Genomic DNA, 19,086 nt, shown 5'->3' on the forward strand with positions numbered 1-19,086 from the left:
CGATGAACAGCTGGAGGTATTACGGTTTTTTCTTACTGCTGTGCGGGAGTTTTTGGAGTAGTAGCGCTCAGGACATCAGACTTAAACAGTCCGACTTGCCCTACTGCATACCCCTGATGCAAAGCGCTACCCAAGGCGATGGTGTTCAATACCAATGGTGGGAAGACGACCGAATTATTGAGGACGGTCAGGATTTTATATACATCATCCCAGCCGACAAAGACCTGGGATTTTATCGGTACGAACAACGGGTGAAGGGCGTGGATTGTGACGAATGGATGAGGAGCAATTCGGTATTGATTGAGGTATACAGCGAATCCCCACCCGATTTTGACTATCAAAGCGTTTCGTTTTGCGTTGCTTTTAGCCCGCAAAAACAGCTCACGGGTTATGTTGAAACGCTGGTGTCGTTTATAGATGCCACGACACAGCAGTTGGATGTTTCGATTTACAGCATTGACAACGACGATATTCAACGGGCTTTGGAACGGGCTAGCGCTCGTGGAGTTGTGATACGCATGGTGTATGAAGGCGCTTTGCAAGACTATAAGCGCAGTAGCGGAACGATCTCTCATCAATTGGAAGCGCTGGGTATAGACGTCAAATACGTCAATAAGACCAACCACCATAAGTTTGTCATTTCAGACGCCACTCACTTAATAACCAGTAGTGGCAATTGGAATTCCAAAGCCAATTGGCGGTATGAAGACAGTTATTTGAGTTGCAGCGATACCGATGTCGTGTTGCGATATCGCGCTGAATTTGAACTGCTGTGGAACAATTCCCGGGAGTTTGGCCAGCAGTACACGTATACAACCGTAAGCCCCGACAGTCTATTGCGCGGCCTCAGCGACAATCCCCATGTCGAGGTGCTCTTTACGAGTTCGAATTACAAGATTACCCAATCTGCCAAAAACGGTCCGACCTTTTCCAAGACCGGAAACCGACAAAATCTGGCCGATAGGCTGGTACAACTTATAGAACAGGCGCAACATTCGATTAAAATAGCGTCAAATTACCTGCGGTCTCGACCGATATGTGAGGCGCTGATCGACAAAAAGAAAACCGATCCCAACATCGAAATCAAAGTGATTACCGACCAAGGCGAATACATCACGAGCAGCTATGACGATTATCAAAGGGAACAGCGGGAACTTTGTTTGTCCAAGGCTACGACAGCGGCGAAAAAGAGGGATTGTCTCGAGAAAAATTTTATGTATAGCTATGCGTTAATCCAGGCCAATATTCCCTTGCGGTTTAAGGTGTATTCGTATAAATGGCACCACAGTACCGCCCAACTGCTGCATCACAAATACGCACTCTTTGACGACGAGATCGTTGCGATGGGCAGTTATAATTACTCCTATAACTCGGAGACCAACTGCATGGAAAATCTGATTGTTTTCAATAGGACGGCTGCAGCGGCAGTTGTCGATCAGTACGTCGCCAATTTTGAACAGTTGTGGAATACAGGGCGAGCAGAAGGCTATTACAGCGATTTAGGCGCCTATCTAAATTCCGCAAACCGCTATATTCCATTGGTTTTTTATCCCATGGCACTCAGCTGGGAGGAGTACAGCCAGTTAAAAGAGCGCATCGAACGCGCCTGTCCAGCGGTCAAACATCCGTATTTTAAAGATAACGGACAGAAGTACCGCTCGTACTTAAAAGGGGTGAAACTGGAGTATAGCGCGGACAATACATCGATTAGGCGGATGCAGGATCATTTCGACGGACAATTTGCCCTTGAATACACCTATAATGCAGCTGGCGATTTGGTGGCTACCACTATGCAAACCGCAGATAGCCTAAACTGGAAAAAAGAATATGCCTACAACGCCCAAAACCAATTGATTCGCGTGCAAACGCCTTGGTATACCGCGGCTATTGATTATAAAAACAAATCGCTGTACTCGATCAATTCGGGTCAGGGCGATCACCGCTGGAGCTACAAGACCTCGGCCGATCAGTCGCTGGAAATTGCGTACTACAAGCCACAGCGCAACGGTTATGCCCTAAGTAGCTGGACCAAGAGCGGTTTTCCCAAGTCGCTGAGCATGGGCGAAAATCAAACGATACAGTGGACGATGGACTCCATGGGCGAATGGAGCGGAATAACGAGCGAGACCGGACGTAAAGATTTCCTGAGCACCCCCAACACTTTTAGGGGTATCGCGGACAATCGAGATACCGTAGCGTGGAAAGTCGAAGCGCTCAATCGCTATTTTTATACGAATAGCGGAACGGTTGCTGCAACGGTTCACTACCACAAGCAGCGACAAGACGACAAACAGCTGTTGAACATAAATATACTCGCCTCTAAGGTGCATCGCGGTCCGGGAAAAATGGCGCATATTGAGTATGTGTTGGATCCTTACGGACGGGTTGTGAAATCGGGTGATTTGCTGGTGCGGAGAAAACCGTATTCCGGCGCGATTACCGAGATAAAAAACAAACAAATCGTCGAGCGCAGAAGCTACGATCGCTGGGGCTTACTCGTCGGACAGACGGTGAGGAGCCAGGGAAGTGCCGTATATGAAGTACTATATCAGTACGATGGGCTACACCGCATCAAACAAATGGATGAAACCCTGCTTGGGCGGTCTACGCGCTATGATTATACGTATAATGCACAGGGACAATTGACAGTAGTGCACGAAAACGGTGTACAGTCGGAGGCCTATCAGTACGATGCTTTTGGAAATCGCAGCGGTGCCAGCTCGGGCAACATCGCTTGCCGTTGGGAGTACAATGGATCGAACCAAATCAGCCGCTTTGAGGTCGCCACAGCTGCTGTGGTACGGCAGGGGCATTGCAGCTACAACCGAGCGGGTCAATTGTCGGGCTGTTCGTATACCACAGCCGACTCCACTTTATTGGCCACCGCATATAGGCACGACGCATTCGGCAATGTACTCGAAGCAGAAACCCCGAGCGGAAAGACGTCTTATCGCTACGATGTGTTTGACCGAAAAATCGCTACGTATAGAAACGACACTTTGCAGCAACGGTGGATTTATGGCTCGGGCGACTATCCCTTGGCCAGCTGCGATGCCGACGGGCGTATCGAGCATACCTATGTATACCTCGAAAAAAACCGAGCCATTTTGATGCACCAAGCCGGTGTAGCCTATTATTTAGTCACCGACATTCGGGGATCGCTGCGTCTGGTCATCAATGCTTCCAACAGTCAAATCGCTCAGCAGTTACAGTACGATTCATTTGGAAGGCTGCTATACGATTCCAATCCGGGGTATACGCCCTTTGGTTTTGCTGGCGGCTTGTACGAAGATCGCGGTGGATTTGTTCGCTTTGGCAACCGCAATTACCTCGCGGAAATAGCCAAGTGGACCACGGAAAACCCGCTGGGATTTTGGAGTGGGCGGTTTAATGATTATATGTATTGCAGCAATGACCCCGTCAATTTGGTTCCTGCGAATGGTGTGGACGAGCTCCGGGTCAATGCCCCTGCGGATTTGGAGTTGTTTTCGATGCACCGCGTCTTGAGTGCTGCTATAGGTGCTGTGGGAAAAGGCAAGACTTGGGGTTTTTTGACCGCGGATTTTCCCGTCGATCTTCCCCATAGGGATATCCCGAGTATATATTCGTTGAATAGGAGGGTTTATCCCCATTTTGAACCCATTGCTACACCCGCTAAGATCAACGCCTGGAATCGCGCCGGCTCCGTTCCTTATCTGCCGAGAAGCATCGAATCGTGGTATAGCTTATAAAAAGGGGAGGCTAAGGCTATTAACCAAACAACCGTCTGCCTTTGGGGCAAACGGTTGTTGTTATTAAGTGAATTTCTTAGAATTTATAGCGAACACTTACACCAAAATCAGCTTGTATACCATCTCTATAATCGTCATTGAAATACAATTCAGGACGGAAGTCCAAACCGATTTGTAACGGTATGTCAAAGTGATATTCAATACCGATATTACCCGTAGCTAAACCAAAAGCACCGCTATCGGTATCTCTGTGGTATTTACCCTTATAGCTCCAGCTACCGATTCCAGCACCTACACCGGCATACCAGTTAAAACCGCCGTCGATTTTCCAAACCCATTCATAGAGACCTACGACTTTAAAAGCCTTGTAGTCGTGGTTGCTGCGCCATCCCAAGTCCAATTCCAAGCGATTGTTCTTTTGAAGGCTGCGTTGGTAGGAAATTTCGGCGCCAAAGCCGTCGTTATCACCGATGCGCAAACCCAGAGCATTTTTTGAAATCTCTTGTGCTTGTGTGGCTACTACAGCACTACAACACAAAATTGCGGTTAAAATTACTTTTTTCATTTTCATTTATTTTTATTCAAAAGTAACGGTTTCTAGCGGAAATTTCAAATTATAAAAGCCAAAACTACAAGGATTGCGACAATGGGGTATAAAGTACTGCGCACGCGGTGTAGGATTCCGCGGCCCGGCGCTTTTAACGCACTGCTAAACGATGTGTATACCCGCTATAAATTAAGAGAAGTGCGTTTTTCTTTTTTTTTGGAGCGAATTAAAATATTATACTATATTTGTGGCGTTATTAAGAATTTCATTTCGATGAAATAGCAACCTGCCTCAACAAGTAAGGTGCTGCCATAGATAAGCCAAGCGATTGGAATAAAGGTTGATTTCTATACCAGTATTATATCAGCGCTTTTAATAATTTTAAAAACGATTATACGATATGAATACCTCAAACAAAGCCTACAGTTTAATTCCCTTTTTAGTTTTTATTGCCGTCTTTTTGGGCGCGGGCATCTATTTAAACGATTTCTATAAACTGCCCTCTCCCATAGCTGTGCTAACTGGAGTTTTGGTGGCTTTTTTATTGTACCGCCTGCCTTTGAACGAAAAGGTCAATCAGTTTATCGAAGGATGTGGAGACAGCAAAATCATAACCATGTGTGTGATCTACTTGCTGGCCGGTGCTTTTGCTACAGTGACTAAGGCCATAGGCGGAGTAGACCTGATGGTGCATTGGGGCATCTCGTATATACCCATACAATACCTGCCCTTGGGAATTTTTATCATCGCTTGTTTTTTATCCCTGTCGATAGGTACCTCTGTAGGGGCCATAGTCGCCATAGGTCCCATCGTGGTGGGATTGGCCGATCAAAGCGGCATTTCCCTGGCTTTGGTTTGTGGTTCGCTCTTGGCGGGCTCGATGTTTGGCGATAACCTTTCGTTGATTTCCGATACGACCATAGCCGCTACGCAAACCCTGGGTTGTGAAATGAAAGACAAGTTTAAGGCCAACGCCTTTTTGGCGATTCCCGCGGCGGTTTTGTGTTGCGTATTGCTGTATGTCATCAGTCTCCAAATCACCGTAGAAAACCCGATAAAGCTGGTCGAGGAGGCACCGGCGCATTGGATGGTCTTTATACCTTATATACTGGTTATCGCCTTGTCGATAATCGGCCTACACGTATTTGTTGTATTGCTGTTCAGCACCGTAATGGCAGGTATACTCGGCGCCATTTTTCAATCGATGGACGCGATAATCTTTTCCAATCTGGTGTATGAAGGATTTCTCTCGATGACGGAAATTTTCTTGCTCTCTATGTTTACGGGTGGTTTGGCGCGTATGGTAGAGAAGCAAGGCGGTTTACAGTATTTGTTGGTCAAGATGCAACACATTATACACGACGGCAGATCGGCCAAATGGGGCATCGGTTTATTGGTGGGTAGTGTAAACCTGGCCGTAGCTAATAATACGGTAGCGATTTTAATATCCGGTGGACTCGCCAAGGATATCGCCTCCAAATACGACATCTCCAAACCCAAGGCTGCTTCGATCTTAGATATATTTGCGTGCTTTGTACAGGGCTTGTTGCCCTATGGAGCACAGGTGTTGATTTTACTGAGTTTTACTGCGGGTAGGCTCGATTATTTCGATTTGATCAAAAATGCCTATTATTTGTATTTCCTCCTAATCATTACGGCAGGGAGTATTTTATTTGGAAATAATAAAAAAAGGAAATGGAGTGCGGAGAATAATTTATAGTATGGTAAAATGTTTATATTTGCCAATCAGTGCAACATAATAATTACGTATTTAGATGAAATTACTAGAAGGAAAGACTGCAATTATCACAGGAGCCAGTAGAGGAATAGGTAGAGGAATAGCCGAGGTTTTTGCAAAACAAGGTGCCAATATCGCTTTTACATACAGTTCGTCAGCTGAAGCGGCCCAAGTATTAGAAAATGAATTAATCGCGTTAGGCGTTCGCGCCAAGGGATATCAATCCAATGCTGCCGACTTTGAGGCGGCTCAAAAATTGGTGGATACCGTTTTAGAAGATTTTGGAAATATCGATATTTTGATTAACAATGCGGGAATTACCAAGGATAATTTGTTAATGCGCCTGTCGGAAAGCGATTTTGATACGGTTATTGAAGTCAATTTGAAATCTGTTTTCAACATGACTAAGGCCGTGCAACGCACCATGTTAAAGAACAGAAAGGGATCGATTATCAATATGAGCTCTGTTGTTGGAGTAAAGGGTAACGCAGGACAAACCAACTATGCGGCATCTAAAGCCGGTGTAATTGGTTTTTCAAAATCCGTTGCGCTGGAATTGGGTTCTAGAAATATTCGTTGCAACGTCATTGCACCGGGATTTATTGAAACCGAAATGACTGCTAAGTTACCGCAAGACGTGGTTAAAGGATGGACAGATGCAATTCCTTTAAAGCGTGGAGGTACCCCAGAAGATGTGGCCAATGCTTGTGTATTTCTAGCGTCGAACCTGTCGGCTTATGTCACCGGACAAGTGATGAATGTAGATGGGGGAATGCTCACTTAGTTTATATACCGTAAAAAGAGATAAAAAAATACCCAAAACAGTAATAAGCCCGTTCTTATTGCTGTTTTTGTTTTACTAATTGAGCAGAGATGGACCAAAATGATTTAGTTTGGTTATTTTTGTAGTAGGAAAACGCAGCAGTAGAGTAGTTTATAGGACCATTAAAAGATCAAAAAATAAGAATTATGATTATAGAACCCAAAGTACGTGGCTTTATTTGTCTTACAGCGCATCCGAAGGGATGTGAACAAAATGTGATTAATCAGATTAATTATGTAAAATCTAAGGGAACGATCGACGGTCCTAAAAGAGTATTGGTAATCGGAGCATCAACTGGTTTTGGATTGGCATCGAGAATTACGAGTGCATTTGGATCAAATGCCGCTACTATAGGCGTCTATTTTGAAAAACCACCAGCACCGGGCAAGCCTGCTTCACCGGGTTGGTACAATACCGCAGCTTTTGAGGACCAAGCACATCAGGCTGGTCTCTATGCAAAAAGCATTAATGGTGATGCTTTCTCCAATGAAATCAAAGCGAAAACACTAGAGCTGATTCAGGCCGATCTAGGACAAATAGATTTGGTTATTTACAGCTTGGCCTCGCCTAGGAGAACACATCCCGAAACGGGCGAAGTATTCAATTCGGTATTAAAGCCAATTGGAACGACCTTCTCGAGCAAAACAGTCGATTTTCACAGCGGGATTATTTCCGATGTCACTATTGAACCGATTTCTTCTGAAAAGGATATAGAAAATACAATCGCCGTAATGGGTGGTGAGGATTGGGCCATGTGGATCGACGTTTTAAAAAAGGCCGATTTACTCGCAGAGAATGCCGTGACTGTGGCTTATTCTTATGTAGGTCCAGAATTGACCGAAGCCATTTATAGAAAGGGAACCATCGGAAGAGCTAAAGACCATTTGGAAGCGACGGCTTTCGATATCACGGCCTCCTTAAAAGAAATCAATGGAAAGGGGTATGTTTCGGTAAACAAAGCCTTGGTTACTCAGGCGAGTTCGGCTATACCAGTGATTCCGCTATATATGTCTTTACTTTACAAGGTGATGAAGGAAGCGCAATTACACGAGGGCTGTATCGAACAGATTCAACGCCTTTTTCAAGAGCGCTTGTATACGAACCAGGCCATTGCCACGGATGAACAAGGAAGAATTCGCATCGACGATTGGGAAATGAAGCCTGAGGTTCAAAGTAAAGTGATGGAATTGTGGAAACAAGTACATACGGAAAACTTAGCCGATTTGGGCGATTTAGCCGGATATCAACAAGACTTTTTTAACCTGTTTGGCTTTAAAGTCGACGGGGTAAATTACGATGTTGAGGTAGACGAAATGGTTGACATACCCGGTTTGGTAACACTATAAACCGCCGCCGCTATTTTAAAATAGACAAAAACAGCGATAGACAACGAGCTATCGCTGTTTTTGTCGTTTATAAGGTGTCGCTTTTTAGCTTGTTTTATGCGAGTCTGATACTTTTATGTCTTTTTTGTTAATACACACCTTTTTAAGTCTTAAAATTTTATGACAATTGTCATTTTTTTTAGAATATATAATGATTAGTTTTATTTAAAATAAAATATGTAAACTATGAATGTTCTTTCAACTGCATTGTATTCTTATTCCCAAGGGGCTTTTATTATGATAGGTGTTTTTGCGGCCGTTTGTATCGGAATTGTCGCTGCGATATTTCTATTGATGGGGACAGACAAAAATAAAAGGAAAAAAAATAACGATACAGACTAAGTGCTATATAGGTGCTGTAATCTGATATTTTGGCCAGTATTGGCGTAATAGAAATTGGATATTCGCAATCATAAGTGATTTGCATATCTCTTGGTATCAACCGTTTCATAAGGGGAAAGATCCGTCTTATTGGAGCGGTTGGTTTCTATTCTACATGTTATAGAGGACTCTTCTATGGTGCAGACGTATCAAAAGGGAACCGTTTTAAAAGGGAATAAAGAAGGGGTGAACGGATGTTTTCGACACTCTTTCACCATATGAAATGCGGTGTTTACAGATCTAGAAGTGCTTACACACCAAAAAGAGACTACCCAAATTACGGAGCAATTGGGGAGTCCAATTCTTTATTTTAAAGTGGTGGTAGCGCATGACCGCGCTTCGCCTTTGTTCGTGTTTGATCGGACGCTTTTTTTAGCATCCCGGTCAAGACCAGACCGTAAAGGGGCAATACAAAGTTGGTTTCGTAGTGTAGTCCACTCAGTTGATACCACCTATGCTAAAGTCATACAACAAGCCTAAAAAAGCTCCGGAAATTCCCAAACAATCTTTATAGTCGAGTAGGGCGTGGCTCAAACCCCAGGGTAAGGCAATGCCGATACCGTACATCAGCAAGGAAATCCCCATGGCGCTAACTGCACAGCAGCTGTGCACCAAAGGCTTGTATAAAACGCGCTATTAAAAGCCGTTTTATAGACCTCGTTTGTTGGCCTCTTTAGACTAAGAGGCAATAAATACGCTATTTTATCGCGCTAATTTTCAAATATAAAAACAGGTGCATCATTTCTATGGACGACAAAATAGTGATTATTGTCGTCCATAGAGATGCCACAATTAGGGGAGTTGATTTTTAGCACAAGGAAGTGTGATAAACATCTACTTCAAATAGTTCGGCATAGGGTATCTCCTTGATAAAAAGTATTTTATATATTTGTATAAACGAATTTTTCGGCTTTGGGAAGGATTTTTTAGCAATAGTACTTAGAGAATACTCATATATGGGTATTGTAGGCATTAGCGGATGCCTTTACTTTTGTAAAACAAATCGGGATGTTTAAAAGCCTTGTAGAAGGAATTTCCAGAGTCGCTTGCGAAGCGGTTGGGCAAGACCCGATTTCTAGTAAGCTTTCGTTTTAAAAGTGTATTAAAACGATTATAAAGTATAAAAATTAAATTTTTATGAAAGCACTCGTCCTGTTATTTCTCGTTTTGGTTGTGTCATACAGCTATGGACAGCAACACCAGAGCCAAACAAAGTTTAGCGATAGCGATTATGGCAATACCCTTAAGTTTCATCCCACACCTTTGTTGTGGCGTACCGCCTCCGTTTCTTATGAGCGTCATCTATGGGAACGAATGGCCGTTGGGGCCACACTCAATTACAGGCCCCAGTCCAAAGCGCCTTTTCAAAGCCTGCTCAAAAAGTTTTTCGAAAACGATGAAGAGGATTTATACGATGAGCGAAATTTATTCGACATCAAGGATTTAAAGTATAAAACTTGGGCTTTTGCCCCCGAAGTTAAGGTGTATTTGGGAGAGCAGGGGAGTTTTAAAGGTTTTTATATCGCGGCCTTTGCCAAGTGGGAAACCGTTAAAATCAATTATGATTACCCCTTGGATTTTGTGGAACTGCAGCAATTGGGTTTGGATAGAATTTTGCCGATAACAGGCGACATCAAAGCCTTTTCTGGAGGTATTTATGTAGGTGTACAATGGGCATTGTCTGAGCGATTTTACTTGGATTGGCAAATCATTGGAGGCAATTTCGGTCGTGCCAACCTCAAAATTCACGCCGAGCAAAATCTAAGTGCAGATGAACAAAAGCAATTGACCGATTTTGCAAAAGACCTGAAAGAGAGTATAGATGATATCGATTACGACATTCAGTCGAGTGGGCTCAAAATCTGGGGTAAGTTGCCTTGGGCGGGCTTGCGCAGTGGTATAAGTGTCGGCTACCGATTTTAAAAGAGAAAACCTTTACATAGTAATGTAGGCTTAAAAGCAAATAGATTGAATTTAGTTAGCGTTTGCTTGGACAGAGGAGCAGTCATATTGGCTGCTCTTTTGTATTAAGGGAAATTAGGCTGCTTAAATGCGTAAAAAGCCCCTTTCAGCAGTTTGTGAAAGGGGCTTTTTAGATAGTATATAAAAGGGTTTGAAACGGTCGTAGCTAATGGAGCAACAACTCCCTTTTGGGTTTATGGAAATCTAGGGCTTTACCTTGGGAATCCACTTTTCTAAGCTGTTCCAATCGTAAAAGTGAAAAGTCATGCCGTTGCTCATGGCGACAAACAGACCGTTGGGGAATTTGGGACCCAAATTCACAGCCGTTACATCGGCACCGTCGCATTCAATGGTGGAAGTGGGGATTTCCGCCAGCAATTTATAGCGATGAGGATCTCCGTCCACGCCCTCGCGAGGATACACCATAAAGGTATTGGCTTGCTGGTTGGAAACCAAAATATAACCGGTAGTCGGTGTGGTTTTGTAAATAGCAATACCCTCGTTGTCCGATTTAAAATCTTCCTGTCCGAAGAAGGCAATCTCGGTGTTGTCGTTTAAAGCCGGATCGGCCCAATATTTTTTTATTCCAGCTTGTTCATCGCTGTAATAGATATAGCCCAGTTCACTGTCTACGGCTATGGCTTCAATTTCTTTTTTTCCGCTAAAGCTACCGAATTTGCGCACCAATTTGGCGGCTACGGCACCGCTTCCGCCATCGGTCAATTCGTACTGCCAAAGGTAAGTTCCGGAGGGACCTGACTTTCGACCGATTACGGCAAATATCGCCTGATCGGTTGGTCTGGTATACAGGGCAATTCCCATGGGATCGCGTTGGGCTTCGCCTTCAAAAACCGCAATACCCCCTTGATCGATAGGCAGCAAATCGGGTAGGGAAAAAACTCTGATTTTATTGGTTTCCCGCTCCGTAGTAACCGCGATATCGGTTTTTCTACCGCCGATATTTAATCCGTAGGCAATATCGACATTGTTCGGCCTTTTTAATGGGATACTCTTCTTGATGATTTCCCCTTTTAAATTGTATAAAAACAAGGCGCCATCACTATCCTTATCCGTTCCAATAACAAGGCTTTGTTCCGGGTCCGTGGGATGTATCCAAATGGCCGGATCATCGGTATCGTGTGGCGTGGGTTGCGTGATGACTATGGGTTTTATGGCATCTGCTCGAACGGCAGCCATTTGATTGTTTTTACAGGAAAAAAACAGCGCCGTTAGCGAGATCATGGCAGTGGTATAGCATATTTTTGTCATAATTTTACTTTTTAATTTCTGAGGTATTGATAATTTCTCCACGGGCATTGACCACTTGAATCAGCATGTCTTTTTCGGAGATAGAAAAAGTCATAAATCCAGCTTCTGCCTGTGCAAACAGCGTTCCCTCTGTTTGTCCGCTAGGTCTTACTTCGCTCGCTGCTCCCGATAAAAACTGAGTAGTATACCGGCCTTCGGGCTTTATGATTTGCAAATCGTGTTCATGTCCACAAAGGTAAGCGTCTACTTGATACCGATCGAAAATATCGGCAAATTGGGCTGCAAATGCAATGGTATCGGGGCTTTTCTTTCTTTTACCACCGCTGTAAAGGGGGTGATGACCCACGACAATTTTCCATTTTATGGCCGCGTCTTTGTTTTGTAGTTGACTGATCAGCCATAGGGTCTGAGCTGCGGTATCTTGTGCGCTGATGTTTTCATACATACTGCTCTCGGGATCGTGGTAACTTTTGATATAGGGATTGGTGTCCATAAACACCATCAAAATCTTATCGCCATTTTTAAGACTAAAGGTTTTGCTGTAATACTTATCGGGCATATTCCAACGTCTGCTTAGGTTGGAATAGTCTAACTGTGCCTGTATATTACCGCGATAATCGTGATTTCCCAAGGTGACATACCAGTCGTGATGGAGGCTGATATTTTTGTAAATGTCTTCAAAGGAACTGATCCATTGATGGTCGGTCGTGCTCTGTACGCCGTTGGGATAGAAATTATCGCCCACACTAATGGTAAAGTCCGCATCTGTAGTCATGGCGGCTTTTCCCATTTGCTCGGCCACCTCTTTCTGATAATATTGGCCAAATCGTCCAAAGTCGCCCATCAATAAAAAATTCAAGCTTTCGGGCAAGGCTTTGAGCTCGGGTATAAAACCCTCTTTATAGCCCGATTTTTCCTCGTCCAGATATTTCTGGGAACTCGCGATATGCCAACTGAAAATCAGTAGAAATAATAATATTTTTTTTGTCATAAGGGGTGTTAAAGATTCTGGCAGTGCGCGACTGCCAGAGTTATTGAATGTTGAAATTAAAAATCGAATTTAAGACCTAGGTTATATCTCGCTTGATAGTATTCCAATTGCTTGGTTTTAGAAGACACGCCTTGGTAGTAGCGAAGCGGTTGGTTGGTAATGTTGTTGGCCTCTGCAAAAACGCGTATGTTTTTGGTGATTTTATACGAGGCGTTGAAATCGAGAAAGAATTGTTTGTCGTAGTAACTGTCTTGAAATTCATCCGAACCCAATTCGTCGAGATAATCCGAGGTGAAATTAGCCGATGCGCGAGCAGAAAACTTGCTGTTCTCCCACGATAGGGAGGCGTTAAACATGTGGGGGGCAGTACCGGGTAAGGTGATGTTGTTTCTCTCATTTCCATCTTCATCCGCAATTCCCTGAGCCTTGGATTTGGTATAGGTATAGTTGGCATAAATTCCAAACTTTTTGAGAAACTCGCCCGGTAGAAAGTCTAATTGCCTTTGAAGTGCGACTTCAAATCCATATACATTGACCTGCTTGCCATTTCTAGCTTGAGTAAAAGTCCAAGCTTCTCCATCGGGAATAGGGTTGGCTTGCGTTGGAAAATCGCTGGCAAAATTGGCTGTATTGTATTGATTATTGCTGTATGTATAGATAAAGTCATTTAGATTTTTATAAAACACACCGGCAGAGATCAGTCCGATGGATTCAAAATAATTTTCTGCCATAAAGTCGAAGTTATACGCATAAGTCGCATCCAGTTCTGGATTTCCCGCTTGTATTTGCGCATCGGAGGCGATGTTATTCACATAAGGCGCTAGGGCATAGTAATTGGGGCGTGCCAAAGCGGTGGTAAAGGCGGTTCTCAAAATAAAATCGGGCGTTACACTGTACTTAAACGAAAGGCTAGGCAGTATATTGGTATAGGAATTGGTCGTATTGATTTCATTTTCGAGTGCTTCTTCATCCAGGACTCTATTGCCCGTATAATCGATTTGGGTATTCTCTATACGCGCGCCCACAATCATCGATAAGTTCTCATCAAAATCCTGGTCCCATCGCAGGTAGGCCGCATAGATGTTTTCTTTTGCTTTGTAATTAACCGCTAGAAATTCCGAAGGATCTTGTTCGCCTTTGTACAGTTCGGGATTTTTAAGGTCTAAACCACCTAGATATTCGGCACTAGCAAATTGTCCGGCTACATATTGACTACCCGGATTAAAACCTTGACCGTCGTAATAGCTTGTAGGTACTGTAGCTAAGGTTATTTTGTTGATGGGGGTATAGCTATAGAAATCGTTGTCGCGTTCTTTATCTTTTAATCGAATGCGAAGTCCTGTTCTCAAACGTCCCTTTTGTCCTTCGATCACTGAAAAGGGGAAGCGAATATTGATTTTGGCTCCCAATTCACTTTCTCGGGTGTTGTTGGTATTTTCCGAGAGGGCAGCTTGTTTAAACGATGCGGCATTTTCACCGGAAGTGATCACTAAGGGTTTGCGCATATCGGACAGGTCTTGAATCACGTCCACATCTTTTTGTTCAAATCCGATATAGCGTTCGTTGGGTCTGTATTCTGAAGCTTTGGCATAATTGACATCCCAATCCAAATCTAATTTAGCGCTTAAAAGGTGTTCTCCTTTAAGAGAGTAGTTTTGAACGCGTTGTTCTTCCAAGCGGCTGTTTTTGTTGCGATCGTTGTCGATTCCGCCTTTGGTTTCTCTTTTTACTTTAGCGGTATAACCGCTGATGTTTTCGCCGTCGTAAATCGGTTCTATCTTATCGTAGGTGGTTCTAAAGCGATTTTCCCGGTCGTCTCTCCAATTGTAAATGGCATTGGCATAGATGGTGTTGTTATCGTTAAACTTGTAATCCATCGCTATCGCGGCGCTGCGTCTAACGCGTTGAACGTCGTATTTGCGGATTTCCGATTTCTCCAAGTAAGTGTGACCCAATTTGTCTTTGGTCCACACATTTTCAATGTTGTCTGATCCGTAATCATTATTGTTGTAAGACAAACTGGCAACCACACCGAGTTTATCTTGTAAATAGCGATTCCCATAAACGAAACCCCCGGTGTAATTTGCTTTTTCGCGTATCGGTGCATAGCCCGCTGCTAAAGTGGCCGAGATACGCTCGCCATTGGGCGTAGCACGGGTGATCAAGTTTACCGATCCCCCGATGGCATCGGCATCCATATCGGAAGTCAGCGTTTTATTGACTTCTATGGTCGAAATCATATCCGATGGGATCAAGTCCATTTGTACATTTCTATTGTCTCCCTCGGCAGATGGGATGCGGTCGCCGTTTATCGTTACGGAGTTTAATGATGGTGCGAGACCTCTAATAATGATGTTTCTCGCTTCTCCTTGATCATTTTGCATGGTGATTCCCGGTACCCGTTTTAGAGCATCGCCTATATTGGCATCGGGAAAACGCCCCACCTGATCCGAGGAGATGATGTTGGTGATGTTTCGGTTGTTTTTTTGCTGATTTAACGCTCGTGCCTGCCCTTTTAAAGCCGCGCCACTTATTACTATTTCGTTGAGGCTTTCACCGGAATTTCCGAGTACGACATGGGCCAGGGTGTTTTTTCCGGCCTCTACAACCACTTCTTGTGTATGGGGTTGGTAACCGATGTAAAGCACTTGCAATTGGTAGGTTCCCGCGGGAACATTTAGGAATTCGTAATCGCCAATCTGATTGGAAATGGTATATTTATTACCGGAATCCAACAACAATACCGTGGCTCCGGGCATCGAAATATGGTCTTGTGCGTCGGTGATTTTTCCCGAAATAACTCCCGTTTTCTGAGCGAATGCCTTGAAGCTGCAACAGAGTAAAAATAATAGAAATAGTAGTTTTTTCATCATAATTAATGTGTGGTTTATAGTGTGGCTAAAGTAGTGGAGGACTATTAAGTCACTGTTATTTCCGTATTATGCCTGTGTTTTCAATTGCTCAATTTCATAGCCTGATGTTAATTTTGTGATTTATAGCAGGAGGAGTTTACTGATAAAACTTTCTGTACAATAGGGCTTAAAAAGAAATATATTACTGACATTTGCAGCTTCTAAAGAAAAACAACGCTGTTGAGCGCTGCTGCTTTCGGGCGGCAATGGCTGTGATAGTGACTTTATATTAGGGTATACCATACATGAAAAAAACAAATACTGCCGTATCCGCTGCTTTGCTATCCATGGTTTGTGTCCAAGGAGGGGCATCCATAGCCAAACAATTATTTCCGTCGATTGGAGCCATAGGAACCAGCACTTTGCGCATTGGACTGTCCGCGATACTACTGACGGCAATCAATCGCCCGAAATGGCGCACTTTTACCCGTATACAATGGAAGTATTGTGCCTTATACGGTTTGGGCATCGCTGCGATGAACCTGATTTTTTATATGGCTATACAACGCATTCCACTGGGATTAGGTGTGACGGTCGAATTTATAGGCCCGTTGTTCTTGGCCTTGTCGCTGTCGCGCAAATGGATCGACGTGCTTTGGGCCTTGCTCGCTTGCGCGGGTATACTCTGTATTGTACCTTGGCAGAGCAATGATGTGGATCTCTTTGGTTTGTTCCTCGCTTTTTTAGCCGGTCTCTTTTGGGCACTTTATATCGTCATGGGAGGAAAGGTAGCCGCCGTTATGCCGGGTAAAGACGCCGTAACCACGGGAATGCTATTCGCCACCGCCATAGTCGTACCCTTTGCTATATGGGATGGGGCTGTGTTTAACTTAACACCACTGTTGTTTTTAAAGGGACTCGGTGTAGCGGTACTGTCTAGCGCCTTACCCTTTTCGTTGGATTTAGTCGCTTTAAAGAGATTACCCGCCAAGACCTTTAGTATATTAACCAGTCTGCAACCGGCGTTTGCCGCTTTTTCCGGATTGATCTTTTTATCGGAAAATCTAACGGCTTTACAATGGGTATCCATCGGCTGCGTAATTGCGGCTAGTATTGGTGCTACAACTTTTGGAAAAAACACTTAAATAGGCCTGATTTTATAAGTTCTTTAGCACTTTTTTAGGGCTTAGAAAATAATTTAATGCTTAAATTGCCCTATTAAAATTTGAATTCATGACACATATCGAAAAATTGGCCGCAATTCGCGAGTTGATGGCTAAAAATAAGATTGACGCCTACATTATTCCGTCATCTGACCCACACATAAGCGAGTATCTTCCAGCGCATTACCGCTGCATATCTTGGGCTTCTGGCTTTACAGGTAGCGCGGGAACCCTAATGATAACCCGCGATTTTGCCGGATTATGGACTGATTCTCGTTATTTTGTTCAAGCCAATCAACAATTAAAAGACTCCGGTTTCGAATTGGTCAAGCTTAAAGTGCAACATGCACCCGAATATGTGACCTGGTTGAATGAGCGATTTACCGCAGGCCAAAAGGTGGCTTTCGACGGAAATTTAGCCTCCTTAATGATGGCTAATAGCGTTAAAAGCAGCTTGGAACCCTTGGGGATAATCGTAGATGGTCAGGTAGATTTATTGGGACCTGTATGGAAAAATCGTCCCGAATTACCGACAAACCCCGCTTATTTGCTCCATTTAGCACAAACGGGCAAATCCACTTCAGACAAAATAGCCGAAGTACGCGCAGCAATGAAACGCGAACACGCGGAAGCGCATGTGATCTCGTCTTTGGACGATGTAGCCTGGTTACTCAATATCAGGGGAACCGATGTCAACTGCAATCCAGTGGTTTTGGCATTTGTATACCTCACTCAGACCGAAGCACAGTTGTGTATAGCTGAGGGAAAACTCGATGCGGCAGCGGTGGCCGAATTAAAAGCGGCAGGTGTAGAGGTTAAACCGTATGAATCGGTGTATACGACTTTACAAAACACCGCGGCCAAGTCTATTTTAATCGACCCAAAACGCAGTTGCTTTGCACTATACGACTCCATTGCTAAAACGATAACCCTGATTGAAGCACTGAATCCTTCTACCATGCTTAAGGCGGTGAAGAATCAAGTGGAATTGGAACATACCCGTCAGACCATGATAAACGATGGTGTGGCGATGACCAAGTTTTTTAAATGGGTGGAGGAAAATGTCGCTACGGGAACGCTGTCGGAAATGAGCATTGCGGATAAGTTGCAAAGCCTACGCGAAGAACAACCTGGGTTTAAGGATATTTCTTTTGATACGATATCCGGATATAAAGACCACGGCGCTCTACCGCACTACAAAGCCGAAGAAGACTCCAATTATACCTTGGAGGCCGAAGGTTTGTTGTTGGTGGATTCCGGAGGTCAGTACACTACGGGGACAACCGATATTACACGTGTGATTTCATTGGGTAAAATCACTCAAGAAGAAAAGGACGATTACACCATAGTTTTAAAGGGAACGATTGAAGGGTCGATGGCTATTTTTACCGCCGGTACACGTGGATATCAAATCGATGCCATTACCCGTCGTCCTATTTGGGCTAGTATGCGCAATTACGGTCACGGTACCGGACATGGTGTTGGCTTCTTTTTAAATGTTCACGAAGGACCACATACCTTTAATGGAGCCGCCGTTGACGTGCCTATTTTAACCGGGATGATTTCATCGATAGAACCGGGATTGTATCGCGAAGGAAAACACGGTATCCGCATTGAAAACCTAGTTGCGTCTCAGGATTTGGAAAGCAATCAATTTGGTGACTTTATGAATTTTGAAACCCTAACGCTTTGTTATATCGATACGGAATTAGTAGAAAAGAGCTTGTTGTATTCCGAGCATATCGATTGGTTAAACAACTACAACCAATTGGTTTTTGAAAAAATAGCTCCTTTGTTAAACCAAGAGGAAAGCGATTGGTTACGCGCGAAAACGCAGGCGATATAAAACGCGATAATAATAGAATATAAAGCTGTCTCATACTTTGAGACAGCTTTTTTTTTGGTTTTTTTCTGCGTTATCCTCGATATCGACCTTGGTTTGGACGGTTTACTTACCCATCGCAACGATTGCTTTAGCTCGGCGCTCACTTTAAAAAGCATCGACAAGTGGGACAATTAGCTTGATTGTCGCACTAAATGGTATTCAAACTAGGGTGCTCAGGGTATAAAAGCATACTAAAAGATTATATAAAAGGTTGTTTATCGCAAAGCTGTTGCTGTAAAAGTGTCGTATTTAAATGTCAACAAAATTTATTTCTCTTTTAGACCGAGGTTAAGGCACTTTTTTAGCTTAATCCAGCCTAATAACAGTTGATTCGCTCGCTCTAAAGTTTCATTATTTTG

At 43.7% G+C, this 19,086-nt stretch carries 13 protein-coding genes and 1 riboswitch; of the genes, 8 read left to right on the forward strand and 5 right to left on the reverse strand.

Going from position 1 to position 19,086, the window contains the following annotated elements:
- Positions 1 to 2: 2 nt before the first annotated feature.
- Positions 3 to 3,731 (forward strand): phospholipase D-like domain-containing protein, encoded by a 3,729-nt coding sequence (locus ACQZ43_RS11935; protein ID WP_430612912.1) that lies wholly within the window; start codon positions 3 to 5, stop codon positions 3,729 to 3,731.
- A 76-nt stretch (positions 3,732 to 3,807) separates the two neighbouring features.
- Here the strand turns inward: ACQZ43_RS11935 and ACQZ43_RS11940 are convergent, their stop codons facing one another.
- Positions 3,808 to 4,296 (reverse strand): hypothetical protein, encoded by a 489-nt coding sequence (locus ACQZ43_RS11940; protein WP_430612913.1) that lies wholly within the window; start codon positions 4,294 to 4,296, stop codon positions 3,808 to 3,810.
- A 230-nt stretch (positions 4,297 to 4,526) separates the two neighbouring features.
- A riboswitch (SAM-I-IV-variant riboswitch) is annotated at positions 4,527 to 4,626 on the forward strand.
- Between the two features lie 52 nt (positions 4,627 to 4,678).
- Between ACQZ43_RS11940 and ACQZ43_RS11945 the strand changes: the two genes are divergently transcribed.
- The 4 genes from ACQZ43_RS11945 to ACQZ43_RS11960 all read left to right on the forward strand — a co-directional run bounded on the left by ACQZ43_RS11945 (position 4,679) and on the right by ACQZ43_RS11960 (position 8,566).
- On the forward strand, positions 4,679 to 5,998 hold the full coding sequence (locus tag ACQZ43_RS11945; protein WP_430612914.1) for a Na+/H+ antiporter NhaC family protein: 1,320 nt from the start codon (positions 4,679 to 4,681) through the stop codon (positions 5,996 to 5,998).
- Between the two features lie 55 nt (positions 5,999 to 6,053).
- On the forward strand, positions 6,054 to 6,800 hold the full coding sequence (gene fabG, locus ACQZ43_RS11950; RefSeq protein WP_430612915.1) for a 3-oxoacyl-[acyl-carrier-protein] reductase: 747 nt from the start codon (positions 6,054 to 6,056) through the stop codon (positions 6,798 to 6,800).
- Positions 6,801 to 6,985: 185 nt separating this feature from the next.
- Complete coding sequence (gene fabV, locus ACQZ43_RS11955; RefSeq protein ID WP_430612916.1) at positions 6,986 to 8,185, forward strand: enoyl-ACP reductase FabV; 1,200 nt, start codon at positions 6,986 to 6,988, stop codon at positions 8,183 to 8,185.
- A 225-nt stretch (positions 8,186 to 8,410) separates the two neighbouring features.
- Positions 8,411 to 8,566, forward strand: a complete 156-nt coding sequence (locus ACQZ43_RS11960; RefSeq protein ID WP_430612917.1) for a hypothetical protein — start codon at positions 8,411 to 8,413, stop codon at positions 8,564 to 8,566.
- Positions 8,567 to 9,043: 477 nt separating this feature from the next.
- Here the strand turns inward: ACQZ43_RS11960 and ACQZ43_RS11965 are convergent, their stop codons facing one another.
- Positions 9,044 to 9,190, reverse strand: a complete 147-nt coding sequence (locus ACQZ43_RS11965) for a hypothetical protein (protein WP_430612918.1) — start codon at positions 9,188 to 9,190, stop codon at positions 9,044 to 9,046.
- A 552-nt stretch (positions 9,191 to 9,742) separates the two neighbouring features.
- On the opposite strand from ACQZ43_RS11965, the gene ACQZ43_RS11970 reads away from it, so the two are divergent.
- Positions 9,743 to 10,528, forward strand: a complete 786-nt coding sequence (locus ACQZ43_RS11970; RefSeq protein ID WP_430612919.1) for a DUF3575 domain-containing protein — start codon at positions 9,743 to 9,745, stop codon at positions 10,526 to 10,528.
- 243 nt (positions 10,529 to 10,771) lie between these two features.
- On the opposite strand, the gene ACQZ43_RS11975 is transcribed toward ACQZ43_RS11970, so the two are convergent.
- The 3 genes from ACQZ43_RS11975 to ACQZ43_RS11985 are packed head-to-tail and all read right to left on the reverse strand — an operon-like array spanning position 10,772 to position 15,700.
- Positions 10,772 to 11,836, reverse strand: coding sequence for a phytase (locus tag ACQZ43_RS11975; protein ID WP_430612920.1), 1,065 nt, complete (start codon positions 11,834 to 11,836; stop codon positions 10,772 to 10,774).
- 4 nt (positions 11,837 to 11,840) lie between these two features.
- Complete coding sequence (locus ACQZ43_RS11980) at positions 11,841 to 12,827, reverse strand: metallophosphoesterase (protein WP_430612921.1); 987 nt, start codon at positions 12,825 to 12,827, stop codon at positions 11,841 to 11,843.
- 56 nt (positions 12,828 to 12,883) lie between these two features.
- Positions 12,884 to 15,700, reverse strand: a complete 2,817-nt coding sequence (locus ACQZ43_RS11985; protein WP_430612922.1) for a TonB-dependent receptor — start codon at positions 15,698 to 15,700, stop codon at positions 12,884 to 12,886.
- 284 nt (positions 15,701 to 15,984) lie between these two features.
- Between ACQZ43_RS11985 and ACQZ43_RS11990 the strand changes: the two genes are divergently transcribed.
- Positions 15,985 to 16,824, forward strand: a complete 840-nt coding sequence (locus ACQZ43_RS11990) for an EamA family transporter (RefSeq protein ID WP_430612923.1) — start codon at positions 15,985 to 15,987, stop codon at positions 16,822 to 16,824.
- An 88-nt stretch (positions 16,825 to 16,912) separates the two neighbouring features.
- Positions 16,913 to 18,688 (forward strand): aminopeptidase P family protein, encoded by a 1,776-nt coding sequence (locus tag ACQZ43_RS11995; protein WP_430612924.1) that lies wholly within the window; start codon positions 16,913 to 16,915, stop codon positions 18,686 to 18,688.
- Positions 18,689 to 19,086: the final 398 nt, after the last annotated feature.

Source organism: Flavobacterium sp. JP2137 (genome assembly GCF_050562195.1).
GTDB lineage: Bacteria > Bacteroidota > Bacteroidia > Flavobacteriales > Flavobacteriaceae > Flavobacterium.